Source organism: Nitrospirota bacterium (genome assembly GCA_040754395.1).
GTDB lineage: Bacteria > Nitrospirota > Thermodesulfovibrionia > Thermodesulfovibrionales > SM23-35 > JBFMCL01.
On sequence record JBFMCL010000008.1, the window covers coordinates 69,968 to 95,820 of the forward strand.

The following is a 25,853-nucleotide window of genomic DNA, read 5'->3' on the forward strand; positions in this document are numbered from 1 at the left end:
GCGGAGGATGATACCATGTCGGACTTATTACAATATTCAGCGAAAAAAGTTACTGCAGCAATGGTTTTTTTCTTTGCTGTTGTGGTCATGACAAATATGCCATTATACAGCGCGGAGACTCGCAAGGTACCCTTGTATGTTGGTTCGGACAGATGCAAGAAATGCCATGAAAAGGAATATAACAGTTTTATGCAATATGCCAAAAAAAGCAGGTCTTACAACAGCATAGAGAGGGTCAAAAAGGGGCTTACGCAGGAGGAAATCAGGGGATGCTACGTATGTCATACTACCGGCTACGGAAAGCCGGGCGGGTTTGTCAGCCTTGAAAAGACGCCTCATCTGAAGAATACAGGATGCGAGGCATGTCATGGACCTGCTGAATTCCATGTCAAAACAAGCGATCCAGATTACATAAAAAGAAAAATGACCCTGAATGACTGTGAAATCTGCCATATTTCCGAGAGGGTTAAGGCGTTCAATTATAAGCCCCTGATCCATGGAGGCGCACACTGAAACTCAGAAAATAGGGATATTTGCATGCAAAACTCAAGGAAAGGCAAAGGATGATTCTCAACGCGATAAGAAAACATCTCGGTTACAAGATCATGGCTGCGATGCTCGTCATCATACTCCTCCTGCTTCTGGCGGAAATCTATATGAGGATTTATTTCGGCACCAAGGACAGGCTGGAAATCGCCAGCGCGCTCAGTAACGAACTCGCTGTTTCGATTTATGCGGGCATCAAATATCCCATGGAAATCGGAGACAGTGAAGCGATAAAGAGGGAAATGAGGGATATCAGGGAAAAGATGAAGAATGTTGAGGTCTTCATCTGCGACTTTGATCAGGAGATTGTCTATTCGACACATATGGAACTGGTGAAGACTAGACTGCCTGGAATAATCAGGAATAAAAATATATCAGACACCCTGGAAGAAACCCTGAAAACAGGAATTCAGCCGCTCTTTGACCCGAGAAACCCGCATGAGGATATGGTCAATGGAAAGAGGCACCTGGTAGTGATGAGACCCATACTTAATGATAAGGACTGTTACCACTGTCACGGGTCCTCCAGAAAGGTTCTTGGCGGCATTGTGGTCCGTCTGGACGCAGAAAAAACCTATGCGCAGGTTGCAGCACAGCGCAACAGGACGATCATGATAGTTGCATTCCTTATCCCCATCTCGGTAATTCTTGTATTCCTTATGGTGAACAAGCTTGTGAGAAGGCCGATTGAAAACCTCGCAGAGAAGGCAAAGCAGTTTGCTGACGGGGACATGTCGGTTTCGGTCGAGATAAAAACAGAGGATGAAATAGGGATTCTCGGCAGAACATTCAACAACATGGTCGAAAGCGTTGCGTCGACGTCCAAGAAGCTGGAGGAGGAAGTAAGCAGTAAAACGACACTGCTGAATGAGAGGACGAAACTGCTGACCCTTCTTGAGCGGGCAAACAAGGAACTCAGGGAGCTCGACAAGCTGAAATCTACCTTTCTGGCCAATATGTCACATGAACTCCGCACGCCGATGAATGCGATCATCGGCTATACAGATCTCCTGATAGACGGAGTCGACGGCCCGATCAATGAGGACCAGGAGAAAAGCCTGAGAAAAGTCGCCACAAATGCCCGAAATCTCCTTCAGCTGATAAATGACGTGCTTGATATCTCGAAGATAGAAGCGGGAAAGATGAAGCTCTCACCCAAGGAGCTTGATCTGAAAAGGCTCGTGGATTCTGCCTTGCCTACGTTTGAACCGCAGTTGAAACTGAAAGGGCTTACCCTCAGCGAGGATATCCCGGAAGGAATGCCCCTTGTGTACGGAGATGAAGACAGGATACGGGAGGTTTTTACCAACCTTCTTTCAAATGCGATCAAATTTACCAATAAGGGGGGGATAAGGATCACCGCAAAACTTTCCGAGAGAGGCGTGAAGCCGGGGGAGCCCCCGCTGTTTATGGAGATATGTGTTGAAGACACAGGCATAGGAATAAAGGAAGAAGACGTTGGGAAGATCTTTGATAAGTTCGTGCAGGCTGACCTTACCACAATCCGGCAGTACGAGGGAACGGGCCTTGGACTGAGTATTGCACGGGGACTGATTTCACTGCACAAAGGGGTCATTTGGGTTACGAGCAAGGTGGGGGAAGGAAGCAGGTTCTGTTTCACCCTGCCACTGAAGAAGGAAATACTCGAAAAGCCAATGGAACCGGTCATCGAAACCAGAATTGCGGAAACGCTTGCCGATTATTATGGAAAGTCCGTTGACAATTTCATGAAAGAACCGGAATATGGCGGAAAACCGGTGAGGTGCTGGGAATATATCCGGTGTGGACAACCGAGCTGTCCTGCATACGGAAGCAAGGAGAGCAGATGCTGGCTGATCATGGGCACTCACTGCGCCGGAATGAAGATCGCAGCATATCCGGAAAAAGCTGACTTCTGCAAGGGATGTGAACTGATCCAGAGCATCGTAGCGAAATCTGATGACGAACATTTGTCTGAAAGAATGACGAACAGGGATAAAGACAAAAAAACGGTCCTTGCGATAGACGACAATCCCGAGGCTATTGATATCATAAGAAAATACCTTGGAGAGGACTACAAGGTGATCGGGCTTTACAGCGGTGAAGAAGCGGTGAAGAAGGCGAAGGAAATCAACCCGATAGCCATAACACTTGACATCATGATGCCGAAAAAGGATGGATGGCAGGTGCTGCGGGAACTGAAGGATGACCCTGAAACACAGGACATTCCGGTGCTCGTCATCTCGATTGTAGACGATCAGAGAAAGGGGTTCAGTCTCGGGGCAGCGGAATACATTATCAAACCTGTCGAAAGGGCGGTGCTTTTAAGAAAACTCAATACACTGGAAAGGACCGCAAAAATCAAACGGGTGCTGATTGTCGACAATGACCCCAATACTGTGCGGCAGATCGCAAGTGTGCTGGAGGAAGCGGCGTACCAGGTTATGACAGCATACAACAATGAGGATGCGATCAGGTCAATAAGTGATATCAGACCTGATTTGGTTGTTTTGAATCTTACGATGCCCGAGACCGGTTTTGATGTCATAGAGCATATCAAAACACATAAGGCAGTCAAAGATATCCCCCTGATTGTCCTGACACAGAAGGATCTGACCGAAAAGGAAATAGACGATCTGAACGGCAGAATTCACGGAATACTCAATGAGGTTGTTTTGACCAAAGAGGATCTTCTTCAGGAAATCAAGGAGGCTATTCAAAAAATTGGCAAGGCCTGAGTGCACCCGGTTGAAATGGCATGCTCCCGGGTAATATATCTCACAAATCAACCGATAAGAATGGTTATTTTCGCCCTGCCGCAGGAAAAAAAGAATTTCTCGAAAAATCTGATGATTCTATATAATAGAGGTAGCAAAAATCAGGGGCAGGGATAAAGGGGAACTGTGCCGAGAAAGATACTGATTGTCGAAGACAATGACGACAACCGCGAGCTTGTGGTCAAAGTGCTCCGGAATAAAGGATATACTACCATTGAAGCTGTTGACGGGGAAGAAGCACTCATTAAGGCAACTGCCGAAATACCGGATCTTGTACTGCTGGACATCTCTCTTCCGAAACTGGACGGGTATGAAGTCGCCAAGAGACTCAAGAGCCGGGAGGAATTTCTGGATATCCCGATAGTAGCCTTTACTGCCCATGCAATGAAGGGAGACAGGGAAAAGGCCATTGCGGCAGGGTTCGAAGGCTATATCTCAAAGCCTGTGAATATCAGGGAATTGCCCGATCAGGTCAAATCGTTTATCCGCGGAAAAAGGGAGAGCATCCTGGGTGGAGAAGAAGAAGATTCTGATAGTTGATGATGCTGTCGATACGGTCGAGCTTCTGACGAAAAGGTTCCGGTCCGAAGGGTACGATACTTCAGAAGCCTACAATGGGGAAGAAGCGCTGAGCAAGGTCCCCGAATACCATCCTGATTTGATTGTCCTCGACATAATGATGCCGAAAATCGATGGGTACGAAGTCTGCCGGACACTCAAGACAGATGACAGTACCAAGTATATCCCGATTCTCATGCTTACCGCCAAAGGAGAAGTTGATCATAAGGTGAAGGGGCTTGATATCGGGGCTGATGATTATATGGCAAAGCCGTTTGACTACAAAGAGCTTGCTGCAAGGGTAAGGTCGTTGCTTTCGATTAAGGCAACGCATGAGAAAAAGGTGGAGGAAGAAAGGTCAGGGGCCCTTGAGCAGATGATGGAGCAGGTTGCTCATGAGATAAGAAATCCCCTGACCGCAATAGGAGGATTTGCCCGAAAGGTCTTCTCGAAGCTTCCCGAGGACGATCCCAACAGGAGATACATGCAGATGATCATCGAGGATGTTGCAGTGCTTGAGAGCATGATCAAGCAGCTCATAGAACTGAAGTCGATGTCAATCTCGATGAAGGAGCCTGCTGATATCAATCAAATCATCAGGGATTCCCTGCAGGTGTTTGAGCAGGACATCCGGCAGAAATCCGTGCACGTCGAAACCGATATGCAGGAAGGCCTCCCAAGCCTTGTGGCGGACAGGAAGCTTCTCAAGAGGGCATTCTGCAATCTTATCAAGAATGCGATTGAAGCAATGGAAAGCGGCACGAAAGTGCTGAAGATCAGCAGCAGCAATACGGATAACAGTCTTGTCCTGGAGTTCGCGGATACGGGGAAAGGAATTTCTCAGGACAAGATCAGGTATATCTTTGATCCAATGGTCACTTCTAAAGTCTATGGTCCGGGGCTTGGACTGACATTCGCTTCAAAAATCATACAGGACCATAACGGCACAATCTCGGTAAAAAGCGAACCTGAAAAGGGTACCGCGTTCAAAATCGTCTTCCCGGTCGGAACTTCCTGATCGTTTTTCTCAATGAGAAACCTTTCTGAGGGATTTGGGAATAACTTTATATTTATGGAGGGATAGTATGGCTGATCTGAAAAATATCTGCGGCAACCTGGTTGATCGCCTTGATCTGCGTTATCAGCCTGTCGGCGTGACGCTTTACGGAAAGAACGAGGCGTTACCTGAAAACATTCCCTTTACAGATGAAAAACTGAAGAGTTACTGCCAGGCACTCGTCCTTGCAGGCAAGGAAAGGACACTTCTTCTGAAAAAGGAGCACATGGGCTGCAAGCTGGGGACCGCGGTGCTGGGTTTTGAGGAGAAGGCTGAGGACCTGCTCGATGACGGCGCATTCGAAAAGTTCGAGGCAGGATTATTTGCTACTGAGGAAGCCTCTGCTGAGACCATGCTCAAATCTACCTATCTTCCCAGAGACCAAACGGGGGCTGCCTTCATAGCTCCGCTGAGCGCTTTCAGGGACGTGCCCGATGTGGTGGTTTTTTCCGCGGACAGTGAGCAGGTCATGTGGCTTCTGTATGCCGTGAACTATGAAAAAGGCGGTGCGATCAACCTTCCGCAGTCCGGAGGCGCACTGGGCGGATGTGCTGATATCACCGCGTGGCCGATACTCATGGTTCAGCCAAATGTTACCTTTCTTGGCCTTGGGTGCCGGATAAAGTCATCTCTGGATGCATGTCATCTCATGATGGGGATTCCCGGAAAAATGATCGGGATGGTGCATGGAAATATCCTGAAGATGGAAAAGCCGATCGCCATGCTGAAAAAGGCAAGAGACGGTGCATAATGCGTATGTGCAGCGGAGAGTGCTATTTCGTCTTCAGGGTTCGTATGCGGGCAATCTCTTCCTGATAGCCGTAAATATGGGCACCTGCGCTGTACGCATACATGGGACCGTTGCTCAGCCCTGCTTCAGACGCAACAAACTGCTTAAGCAGTTCTATGCCGCCAAGGTTTGTGGGAAAGCCTGCCCATAAATCCCACGACCTGAAGTACACGCTTACAGTAAGCAGCAGATCATTACCTGACGGTATTGCCTTGAAATCAAGCAGCCTGAGGCAGGGCGGATCGATTTTCCCGTCCTTGCCAAGGCAGATGTCGAGGTCTTCAGGAGTGGCAACCTCAATTACCGCCTGATTGGTGAGAGGGGTTTCCCTGAGGATTTCGATCACGCGTTCGAGCTGGGTCCCTCCGTTCGGCATGCTGTGCTGAATCCTGCTTGCATAGGTATATGTTTCATTGTCAGCCAGTTCCGGGTTCATGAGATAGTTGCTGAAATAATCCTCGATATACTCCATGGTCGTTGGTGCGGGAATGCACAGGCCCGGAGGGATTGTCGGGACTATATCATAGTACGGGTGCTCTATGAAGACCGCGATACCCGGGAACTGAAGCCGGTACTGCTCATTTTCGAATGAGCCCTTCTGAATATTCTGGGAATATGCCTTATCGAACAGGTTATAAATGAGCTGAAACCACGCGTCGGATATAGTTTTGGCTGTCAGGCAGAAAGGGAGCATAACCTCACCATTTTTGCCGTATAGTGTATCATTTCGACCCCTGCGAAGAGAAGCAGAATATGAATACTTTACAGAGCATGACCAAAGAAGTAACATTCTGGTAATACCATGCATGAAAAGAAGCATGAAATAGCGGACAGGAAACGGTAAACGGGGGGAACCATGAAAATAAGGGAGATAATGACGCGAAATGTGCTGACTGTTGAACGGGACCAGTCATTAAAAAGCGCTGCTGAGATAATGAGTGATCGGGGAGATCATGGGAACGCCTCCTGTTACCGTCAGCAGTGATATGCCTGTGGTAAGGGCAGGTTCTCTCATGATCCTGCGGAGGATCAAACAGGTCCCGGTGGTAGACGGGGACAACCTTGCCGGTATCGTTACGCTGACAGACATCATTAACCATCTCCTCGAAAAAATGCAATGAAATACCTGCCTGCAGAATACGGTCAGTCTTTTCTCTCGAATGCCCTGCCTGCCACAAGCACAAAGCAAACCGACGCAGCAAGGATGACCGAGATGCTTGTGATGAGGGAAAAGTCGGGCCCCATGCGGCCTGCCATGTCAGGGAACATCACATGCTTTATGATGTCGATTCCGTAGGTAAGCGGATTTAATCTGGCCACCAGCTGCAGCATACCGGGAAGGAGTTTTACCGGGTACATTGCGCCTGAGAGAAAAAACATGGGCATGATAATGAAGTTCATAATGACGCTGAAGCTTTCATAGCTGTCGTAGAAAGTCGCAATGACAATCCCGAACGCTGAGATGCAGAATGACAGCGAGACGCATACTGCAATGACCTCAACAATCTGGAGCATCCCGAGTCTGAATCCGAGGAACGGGAACAGGGCGAGGATAATGACCGCCTGAATGGTGGATACGATTGTGCCGCTGAGTGCCTTCCCGATGACGATTGAGAACCGGGAGACCGGGGCAACGAGGATCTCCTTCATAAAGCCGAATTCCTTGTCCCAGATAATGGATATTGAAGAAAAGATCGAACTGAAAAGAATCGTCATGCCGATGATGCCCGGGAAGATAAACTGGGTATAGGGAACGCCGGTATCGTGAGGGACGAGCCTTGAGATACCTGCTCCCACAATAAAAAGCCACAGGAGCGGCCGGGCGATGGCCGAAAAAAGCCGGCTTTTTTCCCTGGTGAATTTCTTGAATTCCCTGGCTACGATGACATATACCGCGTTGAATTCCATCAGATTAATGAGTTAATATCCTGATGTTCTGCATCGTTCCCCTAATGTCGCCTCCTGTAGGCGCGGACAGACTCCCGCACGGAATCATTGCCGGAGGCATCCTCCTCCCTGATCGTCTTGCCCGTGAGTTTGAGAAAGACATCGTTCAGGGTAGGCTTCTGCACCCTGACGGAAACGACCTTCTCCCCCAGAGTCCGGATGAGGTCAGGGATACAGGTGTCGCCCGTGCTGCAGGTCATGTAAAGCTGATCCCCTTTTTCTGACACGCGCATCTTGAACACTGATTCTATCTCTCTTCTGACATGCAGATTGTCTGTTGTGGTGATCGAAACGACATCTCCGCCGATCGTCTTCTTCAGGTCTTCGGGAGTATCGAGAGCGATTATCTTTCCGTGATCTATGATGGCAATCCTGTCACAGACTTCGGCTTCTTCCATGTAATGGGTCGTCATGAAGATGGTGACCTTGTGCTGTCTTGGGAGTTCAGTGATGAATTCCCACAGGTTTGTCCTGCTCTGGGGATCAAGACCAAGGGTAGGTTCATCAAGGAAGAGCACCCGCGGTCTGTGTATCAGCCCGCGTGCGACCTCAAGCCTGCGCTTCATTCCTCCGGAAAATTTCTTCACGAGATCGTCTTTCCTGTCATACAGGTCTACAAACTTCAGTACATCGTGTACACGGTTTTTCATTTCGCTCTTGGGCACATCGTACAGGTAGGCGTGAAATACGAGATTTTCATAGGCGGTGAGATCCTTGTCGAGGGTAGAGTCCTGAAAGACAATCCCGATTGCTTTCCTCACCTCGGAGGGTTTTTTCATGCAATCATGCCCTGCGATGAAGGCCCTGCCCGAGGTAGGGGAGAGGAGGGTGCAGAGGATATTTATCGTGGTGGTCTTTCCGGCGCCGTTGGGACCGAGAAACCCGAAAATTGTACCTTCATCGACTGTAAAAGAGATATCGTTGACGGCAAGGATTGCGCTGAACTTTTTTACAAGATTTTCGACTGAAATTATGGGCACATCTTAAGTGTACCATGTATCAGAGGGCTGTGAAAGGAAAATGATTCCGGAGGAATTCGTGCCGCAGAATTACCGGGAGTACCGGCTGATTATTGGTACCATTCGATCCTGTTGTACGGGACCTTCCAGTGGATGAAGTCATGCCAGATTCCGATCGGAGCTTTTTCCACACCCCTGAACCTCTTGTGAAGGACGGGAAGCGCGTCAGGTACATACAGGAAGGTATAAGGCTGGTCGTCTGAGAGGATTTCATGAATCCTGTGATAAATCTCCTTTCTCTTGCCGAGATCAAATACCCTCCTTCCTTCGAGCAGGAGCCTGTCCACCTCTTCGTTCCTGTATGAGACAAAGTTGAACTCGCCTTCCCGTGTTTTCGAGGAATGCCATATGTCGAACATGTCCGGGTCGCGTGACAGCGCCCATCCCATGATCACCGCCTCAAAACGTTTTTTGTCGATAAATTCATGCAGCATGGCCTGCCACTCGAGCACCTTGATATTCATGCGGATGCCGATAATCCTGAGGTTTTCTTTGATGATCTGGGCGGTTTTGAGTCTTGCCTCATTCCCCTGATTTATCAGGACTGTGAATTCAAATGGTTTTCCGTTCTTTTCGAGCAGGCCATTCCGTCCCATTTTCCAGCCGGCCTCCTGTAACAGATTCACTGCCGCTTCAGGATCGTATGCAAGGTCTTTTACCTCAGGGTTATATGCCCATGATTCCGGGGGAAAGGGGCCTGTACAGGGGGTGCCGTATCCAAGAAGCACCCCTGCGATGATATCTCCTTTGTTTATTGCGTGGGTGATCGCCTGCCTGACCCTCCTGTCGGAAAACCTTGGGTCGAGCAGGTTGTATCCCAAATAGGTATATCCGAAAGAGGGATATCTGAATTTCTGAAAATATTTATTGAAGAATTCGGTGTCCGCCTGAAGCTTGTATTGAGGTGGCGTCAGCCCCATGAAATCTATGCCGCCGAATTTGAGTTCGAGGAACATCGTTGCGGTATCAGGGATGACCCTTGCAATGTACCTTGCGATATTCGCTTTTCCCTCGAAATAGCGGTCAAACGCTTCAAGTACGATTTTCTGGCCGGTAACCCATTCCTTTAACCTGTAAGGGCCTGTTCCTACAGGGTTTCTGCTGAATACCTCATTTGTGATATCTTTGCCTTCAAGCAGATGTTTAGGGATTATTCCCATCCCCCATGATTCGAGGGCAGGTGCATAAGGTTCCTTATAAAGGACTTTTACCGTATATCGGTCAATTACCTCAACCCGCTGAACCGGGCCGAAATTACTGCTGTAGGGTGTCGGGATCCGGGGGTCGATGACGGTATTATAGGTGAAGAGCACATCGTCGGCCGAGAATTCGGCTCCGTCATGCCACAGGACTCCCTTCCGCAGATGGAAGACAATCTGCAGGCCATCTGGCGAGACGTCCCATGATTCAGCAAGATCCCCTGTTATTTTGATGTTCCTGTCATATTTGGTGAGCCCGTTATAGATCCAGCCGCTTATGTCTCCGGAGGCACTGTCGGATGCAAGAAGCGGCAGCAGCCGTTTCGCATCTGCGAGGGAGCCTAATGTAATCGCGTCAGGTTTCTTAATTTCAGGTTCCCGGGTGCAGGAAAAAGAGGAGAGTATCAGGAGCAGAAAGAGCAAAAATACGGGGGAAAATTTTTTCACATGCACTTCATCCCGTACCTCTCCGCGTGTATTTCTGAAACATCTGAACTCCAATCAGCGGGCAAAAGCCAGCAGGCTTTGTCGTCCTTCTTTCGGCGAAGGGGATTTCAGCATTTTTTCTCAGGAGTCTCCGACCCCTTTTTTTTCGGTATTCATGTCGAGACCCCCAGTTTGGGGAACACGAAAAACATCAGGACAATCCATACCACCAGGATAATCAGACCTGTGATCCAGTCGTTCAATAGTACCTCCTTTGGTAAAGCACGTCTTATTTCCTGTCAATAAACGCCTTTAAAGCCTGTGCGTCCAGAAACCCGGCGACTACACGTCCGTCTGGCATTATCATGGTGGGAGCGCCGGTAATCCCGAGTTTTGCGGCGAGCTTTATATTGTCATCCACCACGGAAGTCTTGCATTTTGGCGCCGGGATCTGCTTTTTCTCAAATGCCTTCTCGAGCAGCTCGAGCGAATTCTCACATACGATCGCCTTTGCCTTATCATATGCAGCCGGATGCATCCTGAGAGGAAACATCTTTATATAAAAGGCGATGTCTTTTCTTTCCCTGACTACCTTCTTCATCTCCTGATGAAGTTTCGCACAGTGAGGTCAGTCAGGATCATCAAACACAATAACCTTGTTTTTCGCGCTTTGTAACCCCACCACAAGCGCGTCTTTCAGAGGGATCTGGGAGGCGTTGACCTTTTTTATTTCAGCGAGACGCTCCCGCGTCAGATTCCTCTGTCCCTGGACTGTCAGGAGAGAGCCTGAAAACAGGTGTTTTTTGGGGAGATCCACATAGATTATCCCCTTTTTCCCCTGTGAGTCCACGCCGACTTCCCAGAGATATTTCACAGGGCCGGGGTTTACGCTCATCACCTTGATGTTCTGATCCAGATTTTTCATGATAGCAGCGGCTTCCTCTTTCTTCAGGGAGTGACATTTGTGACAGTCCTGTCCCTTCGAGGAGAAGGCCGGGAGATCATTGGCCGAAAACAGGAAAAGGACAGCACACACGAGAAAAAATGCCCTTCGCATTGTTCTACCTCCTGTATATCTGATATTACCATAAAAGGAATTCATATGCGTATCACATTAATGGTAATATATTTTCATGAGCGACACCGCAAGGGATTCCCTGTTCCAGATACTTACCGAAGAAGGGCTTCTCAGTGAAGAGCATATCCGGATGATCAAGTCCAAGGAAACCCTGCTGAGGTCTAAGATCCTGAAATCCAAAACTCCGGGCCTCCGGCCGAATATTGTCGACCAGTCTCTTGTATCGCTGATCGATATTATCGAGTCGCTGCGGCTGAGCACACCGAAGACACATGGCAAGATCATAACCGCGGACATGATCATGACCGCAGTCGCCAGGCATCTTCAGATGCCCTTTATAAAGATCGATCCCCTGAAGCTGAACTACGATCTGGTGACACAGATAATTTCGAGGCCATATGCGATCAGGCACCAGATTGTACCGATAGCCCTGTCAGATAATACGCTGACGGTTGCAACTGCAGACCCCTTTGATACTGAGGCTATTGACTGGATTCAGAGGGTTACGGGGTACAGGGTTGAGAGGGTGGTGACGACAAAAGCGGACATCCTGAAAATAATCACGGAATTCTACGGGTTCAAGTCCGCGATAACCTCCGCACACAAGGAAATAGATACGAAGACAGACCTCAGTGATCTTGAACAGTATGTCAGGCTGAAATCTATCACGGAACTCGAGGCAACAGACCAGCATATTGTCAACGCCCTTGAATACCTTCTTCACTATGCATATTCGAGCAGGGCTTCGGACATTCATATAGAACCCAAGAGGGAATTCAGCCTGATACGCTTCCGCATCGACGGGATTCTGCATAATATCCACAAGATACCGAAGGCTGTGCATCCGCCGATTGTTTCAAGGATCAAGACACTGGCAAGAATGGATATCTCCGAAAAGCGGAGACCCCAGGACGGAAGGATCAAGACTGCCTATGAAGGAAAAGAGATCGAACTCCGCATCTCTTCCATCCCGGTCACCTTCGGAGAAAAGATCGTCGTCAGGATATTTGATCCCATAATTCTCATGCAGGATATCGGGGAACTGGGTTTTTTCCCGAAGGAACTGCAGATGGTGAAATCCTTTATTGCCAACACTCATGGAATCATTCTCGTGACAGGACCGACGGGAAGCGGCAAGACCACGACACTGTATTCGCTTCTCAGAATACTGTCAACTTCGGAAGTGAACGTGTGTACCATCGAAGATCCGATTGAGATGGTCTATGAGGGATTCAATCAGACTGCGGTTCATCCTCACATTGACCTTACATTCGCCAACTGCCTGAGACATCTGCTCAGGCAGGACCCTGATATTATCATGGTCGGTGAGATAAGGGACCTCGAGACAGCAGAGAACGCCATACAGGCAGCACTGACGGGTCATCTCGTGTTTTCGACACTGCATACCAATGATGCGCCGAGTTCAATAACAAGATTGATCGATCTCGGGGTTCCCCCGTTTCTGCTCAATGCAACAGTGCTTGGGGTTATGGCCCAGAGGCTTGTCAGAAAGGTCTGCATTCACTGCAGGGAAGAGTATGCCCTTTCAAGGGACGAGTGCATTATTCTGAAGATCGATTATGAGAAGGCAAAGAATTATAAGGTGGCAATCGGCAGGGGGTGCGAGGAATGCAGGGGCACAGGGTACCTCGGACGGACAGGTATTTTTGAAATGATGCAAATGACCGAAAAGGTCAGGGAACACGTGCATGAGAATACTTCACCCCAGCTTATCAAAAAGATTGCCCTGGGCCAGGGAATGAATTCCCTGAGAGAGAATGCCATCAGGAAACTTCTTCAGGGGACCACCACAGTCGATGAGGTTATCAGGGTAACCGGAATCATGTAACGGATGGCGGTTCCGTTATCGTCAGTCTGAATACACAATGAGTTTGTGAATAATCCGAAGGGGGAGGTGCAGTATGAAGGTTGTGGCGTTCAACGGGAGTCCGATACAGTTTTATGAGGAATCAAGGATTTTCGGCGTGTCTCTTTTTGCGTTGACGATACAAAAAAACCCGAAGGGCTCGGTGGAAGTATTCAGCAACTGGTGGGGCTCTGACGGACTGATGTAAAGTGTATCAAGAAAGCTGATGACATGCCTCTTTTTGCCCACCTTGCAGATCCCCTTGCCACGTATCCCGATTACCACATGCTCATGCCTGTGCTTTTCGAAGCTGCTGTAACCGCCGGGCGCTATCTCGAAATACCTCAGATGAAATTTCGCGGATTCGCCTCGACTGCCGATCAGGGTCTTTCTTAAGATATCGGACCAGTGCATGCCTGATGGCTTGTATTTTTCCGTTTTGACCCCCTGCCAGGAGAAACCGCCTTTGTATCTGTAGATTCGGCTTGTCGTGCCACCTTTTCTGCCTCCCTTACGGCTGCTCACGAAATCGCAGAAAAGGGCATTATTTTCTTTGCTGCGGCGTTTCATTTCTTCTTCCTGAAACCGATAAGAGTGCAATTTTTGCAGATATCAACTCTCATTAAAATTTACCATGACTTTCAGCGAATCACCTGCATGCGCGGTAAGAGCGAACGCATCCGATGCCTGTTCCAGCGGAAACCGGTGGGTAACAAGTGCGTCGGCTCTGACGGTCCCTTCTTCTATGATTTCGAGTGCGTCCGCGGTGTCGGTCGGGCCGCAGGAATAACTGGTAATGATGTTGATATCCCTGAAATACAGGCGGTTAGGGTCTATCACAAGAGTTTCTCCCGGTTTTGCAGGCGTGAAAAAAAGCACGGAGCCTCCTTCGCCTGCAGATTCCAGTCCCTGTCTCATCGCTTCGACACTGTTCGGACCGACAATAACCACATCGGCGAGTTTCCCCTTCGTCATATCCCTGAGGGCATCCGCAAGGGCATGCCTTGAGACATCAATAACCTCATCAGCCCCGAATTCCTTTGCTTTCTGAAGTCTGAAACTGATCAGGTCAGCGCCGATAATCCTGCCTGCACCGTATTTTCTGGAAAGCAGGACATTCAGCTGCCCCATGACACCGAGACCGAGGATGAGGACAGTATCACCGCGTTTTATTCCGGTCCTTTTCAATGCCTTCACCACACATGCAGTCGGCTCTATGAGCGTTCCGTCTTCATAGGAAAGACTGTCAGGCAGGTTCAGGGTATCATGTTCAAGGTTTGTCTCGGGTATCAGGATATACTCGGACAGGCCGCCGGGTATTATCCGGGTGTTTTTCCAGGTGGCGCACTGGACATAATCTCCTCTCCTGCAGTTCCTGCATATGAAACAGGGCGCATGGTGATGGACAAAAACCCTGTCTCCTGTCCTGAAGGATGAGACATCATGACCTGTTTCAACGATCTCACCCGCAGGTTCGTGTCCGGGGACAAGCGGAGCCTTTTTTTCGATATACCAGGGCATCACGTCTCCGGAACAGATGCCGCACGCCCTGGTCCTGAGCAGCACCTCCCGGGGACCGACTTCAGGAATCGGCATATCCTCTATGCGGATGTCGTGCAGACTGTATAATTTTGCAGCTTTCATGTGATCAGGGTATGATTGCGTATTTGATTCCGGCGCCCTCAGAAAGCTTCTCGAACGCTTTCTGTATGCTGGTGAGCGGATATCTTCCGGAAACAAGACGTGACACGCCGAGCCTTCCGAGAAGCCCGTATGCCTTTTTTACATCATCCGGTGTATAGTGAAAGGTGCCTTTCAGGGTTATTTCGTCGTAGTGCAGCTTTCCGGCATCAAAGGCAACGGTTGTGGATGATTTACAGCCGCCGAAGAGCATAACGGTACCGCCTTTTCTCGCGTAATAGACAGATGCCTCCCATACCCCGGGCATGCCGGTGCATTCGAAGACATAATCAAAGCCGATGAAATCAGTGAGCGTATTCCTTCGTACAATCTCCCGCCGCCCCTTTTTTATCACGGGGGGGGTATTTTTCCATACGAAATCCGCACCGAGGTTTTTCGCAATCCTCAGCTTGCTGTCATGTTTGTCTGCAATGGTGACTATTGCCTTTTTTTCTTTGAGGAGCAGAAGGTGAAGGAGGCCGACGGGTCCTGCACCAAAGATTAATGCGTGGGCTCCCTTTTTTATATCAAGTGTGCTCATGCCATGCACTACACACGAAAGGGGTTCAAGGAATGCAGCCTCCTCAAAAGAGAGCGCCGCGGGTTTGCGGAATGCATTCTGCCTGACTATGTGGGAAGGCAGGACGAGGTATTCGGAGAATGCCCCGAGGACCTTCGTGCGCATGATATGTTCGCAGAGATTGTAGAGTTTTATCCTGCAGAAGACACATTGCAGGCATGGTCCGCTGTGTACTGCCATTATTGCATCGCCTTCCCTGAATCTTCTGACACCTTTTCCGGTTTCAGCCACGATCCCTGAAAATTCATGTCCCAACGCCCCGGGCATGGGAATCATCGGGTGCCCCCGCCTGAATGCCTTCAGGTCGGTACCGCAGGTAAGCGCTGTTTTAATTTGGATGAGGACTTCACCACGGGCGGGAGTTGGTTGCGGTATTTCCCGGAGTTCGATTTTCCCGGGTCTCACAAGAAAGGTGGCCAGCAAGATTACAGCTCCAGTTTTCCGCCGACTACCTGTCCGATGATTGCGGCAAGAGCAAGCAAGGGAAGATACTTGAATTCGATGTGGGAAATAGTCCTCGCAATGAATATAATAGGGATAGGGACATGGATATACAGGAACCACCGGAAAGAGAATCTCCGTGATTTTGCCCTCGCATACCCGAATGGCAGGTTAATCAGGAGGGTGAATAAGAGCAGCAACAGCACGGCATACATTTTATTATGGAACTCCATAGTGAAAAATACCCTAAAGGGTAGGTCTAAGTCAATCGACCGGAACATATCCCGTATCTGTCCGGAATGCGTGAAACGATTATGTGAAAGGGGAATTGCGTCATGAATGGAGCAACAGCTTCCGGTATTGAGGAAAAAATACGCACTGTGCTGGAGAGTTTGGAATGTATTCTTACTGCACATGAAAGTTGTGCGGAGCTGATAGAAGTGAGTGACAATAAGGCGGTGATTTATTGCGGAGGACCCTGCAAACAGTGCGACAACAGATGTATCGAGGGCGCGATTAAGGATGTGCTTCCGGACATTGAAGTGATTATCAGGTAACCCCGCAAGGAATGGAGGGGGTGAGGGATACGCTCACCCGCAGCAGCTTCATTTATGCCGAAGAAAAAAAGGACTTTTGCCGAGAGAAAAAAGGCGGCTCTGCAGAAAAAGACGGAAAATGAATACGAATCACTCTGCAGGAGATGCGGATTATGCTGTCATATTAAAATCGGGTTGGTAGACGGAACATATGTGATTCATCCGACAAAGACCTGCAAGTATCTGACTGAGGAGAACCTCTGCAGCGTGTACAGGAACAGATTTGATATCGGAGATACCGTTATCTGTTTCAGGCGCGAAGATATGATCAGCAAGGACCATATTCTTCCCGAGGGGTGTCCGTATGCCGAACTCAGGCCGGGATATAAGCCCGCCCGAATTGTGACTCAGTCGGAGTTTGACCGGATCATCGTGGAAGAGATTGAATCGGGAAATTACAACATCCTTTTGGTCGACCGGGTATTCTGATTTTCTGCTGATGTACTGCAAATGCGAGCGCGCTGTGAGGAAGAACGTATCGGGCTGACATCATTTTAATGCAACTATCGTAACCCCTGAACCACCTTCTTCCTGCTCACCCATGCGGAAAGTGCTGACGAGGGGATGATCGGTCAGATACTCGCGGATTGCCTTCATTAAAAGGCCTTTCCCGATCCCGTGAATAATGGTTACTTCCTGCAGTTCTGCGAGTGATGCGTGGTTCAGGAAATGCTCGAGACCGGAAAGCGCTTCTTCGACCCTCTGTCCGATAAGGTTCAGTCGTGAGGAAACAGCTTTTTTCCTGATATCTTCTGCAGAAGAAGCGCTGAGAGGCAATGCCTTTCCCCTTCTGAAAAATATGTCTTTTGCAGATACTTCAACCTCCATATTTTTTGCCTGGACCCTCAGACGACGTGTTTTCCGGTTGACGCCGATAACCGTGGCATCATAGCCGAGTGTCTTCACAAACACCGTGTCTCCGTTCTTTATCTCATGAATCGGGGGAGAAGCATTGTCTTCCGTGCTGAATTCCTGCAGTTTTTCGGAGAGGAATTGCTGCTGATTTTCAACCTGCTGGATGATTCTGCGCCGTTCGCTCTTTTCTTTCTTCCTGAGTTCATCGAGGTATGCGTTCATCTGCCGTTTGGTATCAGCAACGAGTTCCGCAGCCTTCTGATACGCCTGAGCGAGAATGTCTTTCTCGCGATTCCTGGTATCGGCAAGCATCTTTTCCAGGTTCCTGTGCTTTTCATTCAATTCAGCCTGACGTCTGCTGATGACGGATAATCCTGCTTCATACCCGAGCCTTTTCGTGTGCATGTCTGCGATCATCTCGTCGAATTCAATTTTGAGGCCGCCAAACAGCTTTTTTGCCTCTTCTATCAGATTTTCGGGCAGACCGTAACGCTGTGCGATTTCAAGGGCATGCGACTGCCCCGGTTCTCCCTGTCTCAGACGGTAAAGCGGACTGAGTGTACTGAGATCGAACTCCATGGAGGCGTTGATCATCCCCTGCGTCCTGTGCACAAAGCCCTTGATATCCGCGAGGTGCGTGGTCGCAAAGACGAGCGCGCCGCTTCTGCGTATTTCATTCAGAATGGCACATGAGAGGGCTGCTCCCTCTTCGGGATCGGTGCCTGTCCCAAGTTCGTCGATAAGGATGACTGATTGCGGGTCTTTCCTTTTCAGGATATTCGCAATGTTCGAGATGTGCCCGGAAAACGTCGAGAGGTTGTTTTCTATCGACTGTTCATCGCCGATGTCAACAAGAAGGCTCTGTGTCAAGGGAAGGCTTGAGGACGAGTCTGCAGGTACGGGCATTCCGGAAAGGCCCATAATAAGGAGCAATCCTATTGTCTTTATGGTGATGGTTTTGCCCCCGGCATTTGCGCCTGTTATCACCATTACGGTAGTGTCTCCTCCGAGTTGGACATCGAGAGGAACGATTTTTTGTGCGCCCCCGGCTTTCAAGAGAGAGAGCTGGAGAAGCGGATGTCTGGCAGCGGCAAGAGTTATGTCCGAAGATTCATTGATCCGGGGGGTATTCATATCGAGCATATCTGCGAATCGCGCAATGGAGTTCAGGACATCGAGATACACGATTGTTTTGAACTCTTCGGAGAGGTCATCTGATTCGGTGCGGATCATCGCACAGATATCCCGGAGTATCCGCAGCTCTTCCGCCTTCTGTTCCGCAATGAGATTCTCGAGTTCATTCGAGAGGTTGATAATCGTAAGAGGCTCAACGAATGCTGTTTCGCCCGACTTGGAAACGTCATGCACAACTCCGGGCACCATTCCCTTGGAGTCCATTCTTACGGGGATTACCCATCTGCCGGATCGTGTCGTCACAAAACTGTCCTGAAGAAACAGTGAGATCCTTTCGTCCCTGACCAGTTCTTCAAGCTTCCTGCGGATCCTTCCTTCCAGATTTCTTATGCAGGCCCTGAGGTCGGCAAGGAGAAACGACGCGCTGTCGAGTATATTGCCTTCACTGTCGATCGATTTCCTGAGAATTCTCAGAATAGGGGGGAAGCCTGTGAGATGACCGGTGAGTTCTTTCAGGGACTGACATGTCTGCGATTCCTCCATCTGTACCGATATGGAATGCGCGATGCTGAGTACCGGTACGAAATCCGCAAGCTCCACAGCGTCGAGGACAGCGCCAGCGGGTCTTACTTTTGCAATCAGGGGCGAAATGTCTGGAAAGGGATGCAGGGAGAGCGGATTTCCTTCATGGGACATCCTGCGCACTTCCGCAATCAGATCAAGCCTTGTCCTGATATCAGGAAGATTTGTCATGGGACAGATACACGCGATAAACTTTTTTGAGGCGTCACTGTTGGAGAAACCTGAAACCAGTCCAAGAAGCTTGTGGAATTCGAGCAGGTCGAGGGAGGATTTGGGTATCATGCGGTCAGGAAATCTCCCGGAGGAGAGAGGTTGCTGCGGAATGGTTCAGTATAAAATGCCGTAAAAGGAGAATGCATTTCATGGAGCATGGTATTTCTTTTTTTTCTTCAGATAATCCTGCTCGACAGATCCGCCGTAATCGTGCGGATACTTGTATCCCGTTCCGTGTCCCAGCTTTTTTGCTCCCGGGTAACTGCTGTCTTTCAGGTGGTCAGGTACTTCCATAGTCTCCTCTGTCGCAATATCCTGCAATGCTGATTCTATCGCCTTATAGCTTGCGTTGCTTTTGGGTGCCTTTGCGACATAGATCGCTGCCTGCGCAAGGGGTATTTTTGCTTCAGGCATGCCGATGAATTCGACCGCACGCAGCGCGGCAACCGTAACGACCAGCGCCATCGGGTCGGCATTCCCGACATCCTCGGACGCACATATGATGATACGCCTGGCGATGAATCTCGGGTCTTCACCCGCATAAATCATTTTTGCAAGGTAATATACCGCGGCATCAGGGTCAGATCCGCGCATACTCTTGATGAACGCAGAGATTGTGTCATAATGCTGGTCGCCCTTTTTGTCGTAGACGACCGCTTTCTTCTGGATCGACTCTTCTGCAGTTTCAAGCGTTATCAGTGTCCTGCCTTCAGTGTCCGGCAGCGCGGTAAGGGCAGCGATTTCGAGGGCTGAAAGGGCTTTCCGTGCGTCACCGTCGGACATCCTTGCCAAATGCTGCAGGGCGTCCTCATCTGCAGAGATGCCGGCAGTGCCGAGACCCCTGACCGTATCAGCCAAAGCATTTCTCAGTATGCCGAGGATATCCTCTTCAGAAAGCGGTTTCAGCTCGAATATCTGACTCCGCGAGAGAAGGGCAGAGTTCACATAAAAAAATGGGTTTTCGACTGTGGCTGATATCAGCGTGACGGTTCCTTCCTCAACATCAGGAAGCAGGGCATCCTGCTGGAGCTTGTTGAAACGGTGTATCTCATCGAGAAAGACGATGGTCTTCATCTCCTTTTGTTTCCTCACCCTGGCCTGCTGGATGACCTTCCTGATCTCATCCAGCCCGATCGTTGCCGCATTGAGCCACTCGAAACGGGATTTTGTCCTTTCCGCAATGATTCTGGCAAGTGCTGTCTTGCCTGTTCCAGGGGGTCCGTACAATATTATGGAGGAGATTCTGTCCGCTTCTATTGCGCGCCTGAGGAGTTTGCCCGGGCCGAGGATATGCTGCTGGCCGGCATATTCATCGAGGCTTCTCGGACACATGCGGTAGGCAAGGGGCACCTGGCCCCGGGATGCTTCCCTGTCAAACAAATCCATATCTTATGTTCACTGATTCGGCGCATTTTTTCAAGGCACCGGGAAACTGTGATAAGAATACCGTACATGATATACTATTTTTACCAGAAGGGGAGAAAATTATGCGCATGTGTTTGGTGAGCAAGGAGGGAATGATGTTTCACACCGCTGATCCGGAAGATATCATACACGGCAGGATTACCGATGTATATTTCGAAAGGTCTCTGAAGATCCTGAAGGCAAAGAAGATCAATCCTTTCGTACGGGCGGAATTCATCGCAAAAGGGTTCCCCCGCCAATGGCCGTGGGCAGTGTTTGCAGGTCTGGAGGAAGCGATGTACCTGATGAAGCATCTGCCGTTGAAAGTCAGGGCCATGAAAGAGGGAACGGTGTTTTATCCATATGAACCCGTGATGGAGATCGCAGGGAAGTATCAGGATTTCTGTGTGTATGAGACTGCGATACTGGGATTGCTGTGCCAGGCATCCGGCATAGCGACACAGGCAGGAAGGTTCAAAATGCTGGCAGGGGACAGGCCTGTGATCAGCTTCGGCGCGCGCAGAATGCACCCTGTGCTGGCCCCCATGATCGAGAGGAATGCCTATATCGGGGGATGTGATGGAGTTGCCGTCGTAAAATCGGGAGAGATTATTGGCAGGGACCCCATGGGTACCATGCCTCATGCGCTGATACTCTGCATGGGATCCACCGTTGATGCGATAAGGGCGTATGATGAAGTTCTTGAGCCGAAGTTCAAACGCGTTGCCCTGATAGATACCTTGCTGGATGAGAAATTTGAATGTCTTCATGTCGCTGAGGCAATGGGGAAAAGACTCTATGCGGTGAGGTTCGATACCCCGTCGTCCAGGAGGGGGGATTTCTACCGTATCCTTGAGGAAGCCAGATGGGAACTGGATCTGAGGGGATACGGCCATATAAAGTTCTATGTGAGCGGCGGGATAAGGGAAGAGGATTTGCCTGTGCTGAATCCTGTTGTCGACGGATACGGGATCGGCACGGCGATCAGCAACGCTCCTGTGGTTGATTATGCCATGGATATTATGGAAGTCGACGGCAAACCTCTGGCAAAGAGAGGAAAATGGTCGGGAAGCAAGCGGGTGCTTGAGTGCAGGCACTGCGGGACAAGAACAATCGTTCCGAACAGAAAGGCTCGCCATGTATGCTCATGCGGAAAGTCGCTGCATGACATCCTTGTTCCGGTTCTCGATGACGGGAAATATCTCATCAGAACAGGTCCTCCGTCACAACTCAGAAAAGCTGTCCTTCAGAATATCAGGAACCTGCCATTACACTGAAACTGGCCGGTTACTGATGACATATTGTTGAATATATGGGGTCATTGTATATACTGCTTGCCATCTTCCTTTGGAGCTCTCTCGGAATAGTAGTGAAACTCTCCGGAGTAGAGGTGCATGTGCTGATGTTCTACTCGCTTATCGTGTCAGTAGTGGCTCAGGGCATAATTCTCTCCGGAAGGAGATACAGGCATGAATTCCCTGACCTGAGAAAAATACGGTATCCAATAATACTCGGCGTTATCTCCCTCCTGAACATGTTCACTTTTTTCTATGCATACAAACACACTACCATCGCGAATGCGGTGCTGACGCATTACATCGCGCCGGTGATTGTTGCATTGCTTGCCCCGGTATTTCTGAAGGAAAAAATAACCGGGAAAATCATCTTCGTGATCGCAACTGCTTCTGCGGGGTTGTGGATCATGCTCGACGGTCTCTCATTTGAGGAAAGTCACCTCATGGGTATCCTGTCCGGCCTTGCTTCGGGAGTTGCGTATGCCATGATAGTCATTTTTTTGAGAAAACACGCGCATGCATTTCATCCCCTCGTGCTTGCGTTTTTTACCAACATCACCATTATTGTTTTGCTGATGCCGTTTATCAGGGAATTTCCCCAGCAGGCTCTGTGGAGCTATTTGTTTATGGGGATTGTCCACTCTACAATAGCTCCCATACTGTACTTTAAAGGGCTGCAGGTAATAAGCGCAAATAAGGCTGCAGTGCTCGGGTATCTTGAACCTGTATGCGCAATACTCTTAAGCTTGCTGATCCTGCATGAAATTCCGGGAATGCATTCAATAGCCGGAGGACTGCTGATAATCATCTCCGGCTATCTCACCTTGCGGGAACCGTGAAGACGGCATCCTCAGTTTTTCAGGTCTGTTATTTCGAATCTGTGACTGATCTGTAATCTTCCTCATGGTATAAAATCCCTTAAGGATGGGAAAAGCCCATCATACCCTCTGAGCAGGTTCTTCTCAGAGGTCCTCTCCCAAGGCAGGCAGGTTTCCTGCCTGCCTCAAAAACACAATAGGCGTTCATCGGACTGACAGGCAGCCTTCAGAAAAACTGAAGGCATAAGTAACAGATGCTAACTTACAATGCAAAGGATAAAAACTCATCCATAACGAATATATTATCTATTATTTATACATAATAATTAATTAAGAAATCATATTAAAGTACTAAATTATATATCCGGCAAAATAAATCTTGACATTAAAATAAGCTGATGCTAATATCAATCTGAGTGTGGGTCAAACTCCTCATATCCTCTGGATGGTTACGGGTGCATCTCAGAGGCAGTTACTTGGGTAGGGCAGGCAAAACCTGCCCTACATTTCTTCTGCAGGAGTCAGCAGCGCAGAATCAGGAAATCATGTCCTTATCACGTCAACAGGCTGGATTCTTGTTGCTTTCTGAGAGGGGTATATCCCGGCAAGAATACCCACGAGCACAGTTGCTGACAGTGAGAGGATATGGCCGGCGGGAGAAACCGCAACCGGAAGGTCTGCCAGCCAAAAGACAAGAATGCTTGCCACGGAACTCGCCATGACCCCGGCGGTGCCACCGCTGAAGGAGATGAATGACGCCTCAATAAGGAACTGAAGCACAATGTCCCTTTTCCGTGAACCCACTGCTCTTCTGATGCCGATTTCAACCCGTCTTTCATTGACAATAAGTATCATGATCGAAAGAATGCCGAGGCCGCCGATGAGAAAAGCCACAACTGCCGATACCCGTCCCAGCACCTTTATCATTGAGATGGCCTGTATTTTCAGCGCCATGACATCCTTAAGGTCAATGACCGAAAAATCATCGTTCTCATATTGCCGGATTTTGTGCCGGTTCCGTAATATTTCTTCGATTTCAGCTTTTGCAAGAGGTATGGACTCTTCTCCCGTAACCTGCACGGATATGCTGTTGATGTACTCCTTATTGACGAACCTTCTGAGATAGGTATTCAGGGGGACAAATATCTGGTTGTCCTGGTCGAGTCCCGAGATATCGACACCTTTTTCTTCCATAATCCCGATTACCTGGCAGGGAACCCTCCAGATGAGGATGTACCTGCCGAGAGGGCTTTCATTCCCGAAGAGATTTTGGGCAACCTTTGTGCCGATAACCGCGACTTTGCTGAATCCCCTGTCGTCCTCACTACTGAGAAAACGTCCCTCTTCGACGCGGAAATTTCTGATTAAAGGGTAATTTGCAGTTACACCCACGACGAGCGTCGATTTCAGCACGACGTTGCCATACCTCACAGGAAATGTCTTGTTTCCTGAAGGTGAGACATCGTTGATGAACCGTGAGCCCTGAACGATCGCCCTGGCATCATCGACCGTGAGGGTAGTCGCTTCGCTGAGAAGCCTCGTGCTGGTTCCCATTTTCCTGACGACGCCGCTTCTGACGATAAGAAGGTTATTGCCGAAATTTTCCGCCTCCTTCTCGGTTTTCAGGGAAAGGGAGTCTGAAAGATTTGAAACGACAATCAGGGCGAATGTGCCGAGGAATACTCCCATCACCGCGAGGACAGTCCGCAGTTTGAAATTCAGCAGCGAACGGAAGGCGATTCTAAGATTCAGATACACCCTCTTCATGTCATCCCCTGATAGCCTCAATCGGTCTCAGGTTTGCCGCCTGTTTTGCCGGCTGAAGTCCGAATACTATCCCGACGATCCATGCGAGAAGCAGCCCGATAGCAAAGGCCTTCCATGAGAAATAGATGGGGAACTGCGCAATCAGCATGAGCAGTTTCGAAGAGGCAAGTGCGAGCACAAAGCCGGCAAGGCCCCCGATGGTCGTGATTACCACAGATTCACCGAGGAACTGGATGAGGATATCCTGCTTTTTTGCCCCGGTTGCCCTGCGGATGCCTATTTCCCGGGTGCGTTCCTTGACTGAAAGGAGAAAGAGGTTTGCCAGGACAAAGCCCGCAACAAGCAGGGAGATTATTCCGGTTATTCCGAGGAATATTACCAGAGAGCCGGTCAGCGCGGCAAGGAACTTGATGATCTCCTTCGGAGAGATGACGGTAAAATCATCGGGCTCTTCGGAAGGAAGACCGTGTCTTTGTCTGAGAAACAACTTGAGCTCACCGGCGTATCGCTGGAGATTTTCCTGGTCATGAAAACGTATCCTGAGGGCCGAGACATATTTTGTTTCATTCTGAAGCTTTCTCATGAGCGTGGAAATAGGTATGATAATCCTGTCGTCAAGGCGTTCACCTGCAGGAGTGGTGCCCCTTTCTGACAATACGCCGACGATCTGCACAGGGATTCTTCTGACAAGCATGGTTTTTCCGACCGGGTCGTCATCTCCGAAGAGTTCTTTTGCCAGAAACTGCCCGATAAGTCCGACATTCTTCAGCCCTTTCACATCGGCTTCTGTGAAATCAGCCCCCTGGATTACCGGCCAGGCCCAGACACGACTGTAGTCGCTTGTGGAGCCGATGATCAGGGTCTGATATTTTTTGTCCCTGTATGATACGGTTACATCCCTCATTGCGGTCATCGGTACGACCATGTAGGCGCTGTAGAAAGCCTGCCTCACCGCTTCAATGTCATCGAGCGTAATGGTCTTCTGCCTCTGGCCTGTTGCCCTGGCCTCCTCCCCTCCGCCGAATACAAGAAGTGAATCGGAACCGAACTTCTGGACCATGTCAAATGCTTTTTTGTATGCGCCCTCAGTGGCTGCGACGATAACGGTGATGGAAGCTATGCCAAGCGCGACACTGATGAAACAGAAAATTGTGCGGAGTTTGAATGACCGTACAGCCAGAACTGACTGAGACAGGATTCTGAGAAGCTTTTCCATAAAATCTTTTATAGTCTCCAGGTATTATC

Annotated in this window: 25 protein-coding genes and 1 pseudogene; 12 read left to right on the plus strand and 14 right to left on the minus strand. The window is 49.3% G+C overall.

Features of this window, described 5'->3' with window-relative positions; all coding sequences use genetic code 11:
• The first annotated feature begins 15 nt into the window (after positions 1-15).
• From AB1552_05795 to AB1552_05815, 5 genes are all read left to right on the plus strand, one after another.
• Entirely contained in the window at positions 16-513 is a 498-nt protein-coding gene (locus AB1552_05795) for a cytochrome c family protein (GenBank protein MEW6053290.1), read from the plus strand.
• Between the two features lie 50 nt (positions 514-563).
• Positions 564-3,263: a response regulator gene (locus tag AB1552_05800; protein ID MEW6053291.1), complete on the plus strand. Its 2,700-nt coding sequence runs from the start codon at positions 564-566 to the stop codon at positions 3,261-3,263.
• A gap of 165 nt (positions 3,264-3,428) precedes the next feature.
• Complete coding sequence (locus tag AB1552_05805) at positions 3,429-3,842, plus strand: response regulator (GenBank protein ID MEW6053292.1); 414 nt, start codon at positions 3,429-3,431, stop codon at positions 3,840-3,842.
• Entirely contained in the window at positions 3,814-4,878 is a 1,065-nt protein-coding gene (locus AB1552_05810; GenBank protein MEW6053293.1) for a response regulator, read from the plus strand. The genes AB1552_05805 and AB1552_05810 overlap by 29 nt, the downstream gene beginning before the upstream one ends.
• Positions 4,879-4,945: 67 nt before the next feature.
• The gene (locus AB1552_05815) at positions 4,946-5,668 is read left to right on the plus strand and encodes a DUF169 domain-containing protein (GenBank protein MEW6053294.1); all 723 of its coding nucleotides are present in this window, start codon (positions 4,946-4,948) and stop codon (positions 5,666-5,668) included.
• Positions 5,669-5,690: 22 nt separating this feature from the next.
• Here AB1552_05815 and AB1552_05820 read toward each other — a convergent pair whose 3' ends face one another.
• A complete protein-coding gene (locus AB1552_05820) occupies positions 5,691-6,401 on the minus strand; it encodes a thymidylate synthase (GenBank protein MEW6053295.1) in 711 nt (236 codons plus the stop codon).
• Positions 6,402-6,581: 180 nt separating this feature from the next.
• On the opposite strand from AB1552_05820, the gene AB1552_05825 reads away from it, so the two are divergent.
• Both AB1552_05825 and AB1552_05830 read left to right on the plus strand, forming a co-directional pair.
• Entirely contained in the window at positions 6,582-6,692 is a 111-nt protein-coding gene (locus AB1552_05825; protein ID MEW6053296.1) for a hypothetical protein, read from the plus strand.
• A complete protein-coding gene (locus AB1552_05830; GenBank protein MEW6053297.1) occupies positions 6,646-6,828 on the plus strand; it encodes a CBS domain-containing protein in 183 nt (60 codons plus the stop codon). Before AB1552_05825 ends, AB1552_05830 begins: the two co-directional genes overlap by 47 nt.
• Before the next feature lie 22 nt (positions 6,829-6,850).
• On the opposite strand, the gene AB1552_05835 is transcribed toward AB1552_05830, so the two are convergent.
• From AB1552_05835 to AB1552_05855, 5 genes and pseudogenes are all read right to left on the minus strand, one after another.
• Positions 6,851-7,615 (minus strand): ABC transporter permease, encoded by a 765-nt coding sequence (locus AB1552_05835; GenBank protein MEW6053298.1) that lies wholly within the window; start codon positions 7,613-7,615, stop codon positions 6,851-6,853.
• 41 nt (positions 7,616-7,656) lie between these two features.
• Positions 7,657-8,634: an ATP-binding cassette domain-containing protein gene (locus tag AB1552_05840; GenBank protein MEW6053299.1), complete on the minus strand. Its 978-nt coding sequence runs from the start codon at positions 8,632-8,634 to the stop codon at positions 7,657-7,659.
• Between the two features lie 89 nt (positions 8,635-8,723).
• The gene (locus AB1552_05845) at positions 8,724-10,319 is read right to left on the minus strand and encodes a peptide-binding protein (GenBank protein ID MEW6053300.1); all 1,596 of its coding nucleotides are present in this window, start codon (positions 10,317-10,319) and stop codon (positions 8,724-8,726) included.
• Positions 10,320-10,587: 268 nt separating this feature from the next.
• Positions 10,588-10,914, minus strand: a pseudogene (locus AB1552_05850) (thioredoxin fold domain-containing protein).
• 12 nt (positions 10,915-10,926) lie between these two features.
• Positions 10,927-11,355 carry a disulfide isomerase DsbC N-terminal domain-containing protein gene (locus AB1552_05855; protein ID MEW6053301.1) on the minus strand — a complete coding sequence of 143 codons (429 nt, stop codon included), beginning with the start codon at positions 11,353-11,355 and terminating at the stop codon, positions 10,927-10,929.
• 76 nt (positions 11,356-11,431) lie between these two features.
• On the opposite strand from AB1552_05855, the gene AB1552_05860 reads away from it, so the two are divergent.
• Positions 11,432-13,225 (plus strand): ATPase, T2SS/T4P/T4SS family, encoded by a 1,794-nt coding sequence (locus tag AB1552_05860; protein MEW6053302.1) that lies wholly within the window; start codon positions 11,432-11,434, stop codon positions 13,223-13,225.
• A gap of 111 nt (positions 13,226-13,336) precedes the next feature.
• Here AB1552_05860 and AB1552_05865 read toward each other — a convergent pair whose 3' ends face one another.
• From AB1552_05865 to AB1552_05880, 4 genes are read right to left on the minus strand one after another with little or no spacing between them, the layout of a single operon-like run.
• Positions 13,337-13,813 (minus strand): cupin domain-containing protein, encoded by a 477-nt coding sequence (locus tag AB1552_05865; GenBank protein ID MEW6053303.1) that lies wholly within the window; start codon positions 13,811-13,813, stop codon positions 13,337-13,339.
• 42 nt (positions 13,814-13,855) lie between these two features.
• A complete protein-coding gene (locus AB1552_05870) occupies positions 13,856-14,887 on the minus strand; it encodes an alcohol dehydrogenase catalytic domain-containing protein (protein ID MEW6053304.1) in 1,032 nt (343 codons plus the stop codon).
• A gap of 4 nt (positions 14,888-14,891) precedes the next feature.
• Positions 14,892-15,926 carry an alcohol dehydrogenase catalytic domain-containing protein gene (locus AB1552_05875; protein ID MEW6053305.1) on the minus strand — a complete coding sequence of 345 codons (1,035 nt, stop codon included), beginning with the start codon at positions 15,924-15,926 and terminating at the stop codon, positions 14,892-14,894.
• 2 nt (positions 15,927-15,928) lie between these two features.
• Positions 15,929-16,177: a hypothetical protein gene (locus tag AB1552_05880; GenBank protein MEW6053306.1), complete on the minus strand. Its 249-nt coding sequence runs from the start codon at positions 16,175-16,177 to the stop codon at positions 15,929-15,931.
• 102 nt (positions 16,178-16,279) lie between these two features.
• Between AB1552_05880 and AB1552_05885 the strand changes: the two genes are divergently transcribed.
• Positions 16,280-16,501 (plus strand): hypothetical protein, encoded by a 222-nt coding sequence (locus AB1552_05885; protein MEW6053307.1) that lies wholly within the window; start codon positions 16,280-16,282, stop codon positions 16,499-16,501.
• Between the two features lie 54 nt (positions 16,502-16,555).
• Positions 16,556-16,969: a hypothetical protein gene (locus tag AB1552_05890; GenBank protein ID MEW6053308.1), complete on the plus strand. Its 414-nt coding sequence runs from the start codon at positions 16,556-16,558 to the stop codon at positions 16,967-16,969.
• Between the two features lie 60 nt (positions 16,970-17,029).
• On the opposite strand, the gene AB1552_05895 is transcribed toward AB1552_05890, so the two are convergent.
• Entirely contained in the window at positions 17,030-19,393 is a 2,364-nt protein-coding gene (locus AB1552_05895) for an endonuclease MutS2 (protein MEW6053309.1), read from the minus strand.
• Between the two features lie 78 nt (positions 19,394-19,471).
• The gene (locus tag AB1552_05900) at positions 19,472-20,710 is read right to left on the minus strand and encodes a replication-associated recombination protein A (GenBank protein ID MEW6053310.1); all 1,239 of its coding nucleotides are present in this window, start codon (positions 20,708-20,710) and stop codon (positions 19,472-19,474) included.
• 131 nt (positions 20,711-20,841) lie between these two features.
• Between AB1552_05900 and AB1552_05905 the strand changes: the two genes are divergently transcribed.
• Together AB1552_05905 and AB1552_05910 are read left to right on the plus strand one after the other, a co-directional pair.
• Positions 20,842-22,005 (plus strand): nicotinate phosphoribosyltransferase, encoded by a 1,164-nt coding sequence (locus AB1552_05905; protein ID MEW6053311.1) that lies wholly within the window; start codon positions 20,842-20,844, stop codon positions 22,003-22,005.
• A 35-nt stretch (positions 22,006-22,040) separates the two neighbouring features.
• Positions 22,041-22,862 carry a DMT family transporter gene (locus AB1552_05910; protein MEW6053312.1) on the plus strand — a complete coding sequence of 274 codons (822 nt, stop codon included), beginning with the start codon at positions 22,041-22,043 and terminating at the stop codon, positions 22,860-22,862.
• A 522-nt stretch (positions 22,863-23,384) separates the two neighbouring features.
• On the opposite strand, the gene AB1552_05915 is transcribed toward AB1552_05910, so the two are convergent.
• Both AB1552_05915 and AB1552_05920 read right to left on the minus strand, forming a co-directional pair.
• Positions 23,385-24,608 (minus strand): ABC transporter permease, encoded by a 1,224-nt coding sequence (locus AB1552_05915; GenBank protein ID MEW6053313.1) that lies wholly within the window; start codon positions 24,606-24,608, stop codon positions 23,385-23,387.
• A 1-nt stretch (position 24,609) separates the two neighbouring features.
• Positions 24,610-25,824, minus strand: coding sequence for an ABC transporter permease (locus tag AB1552_05920; protein ID MEW6053314.1), 1,215 nt, complete (start codon positions 25,822-25,824; stop codon positions 24,610-24,612).
• Positions 25,825-25,853 lie beyond the last annotated feature (29 nt).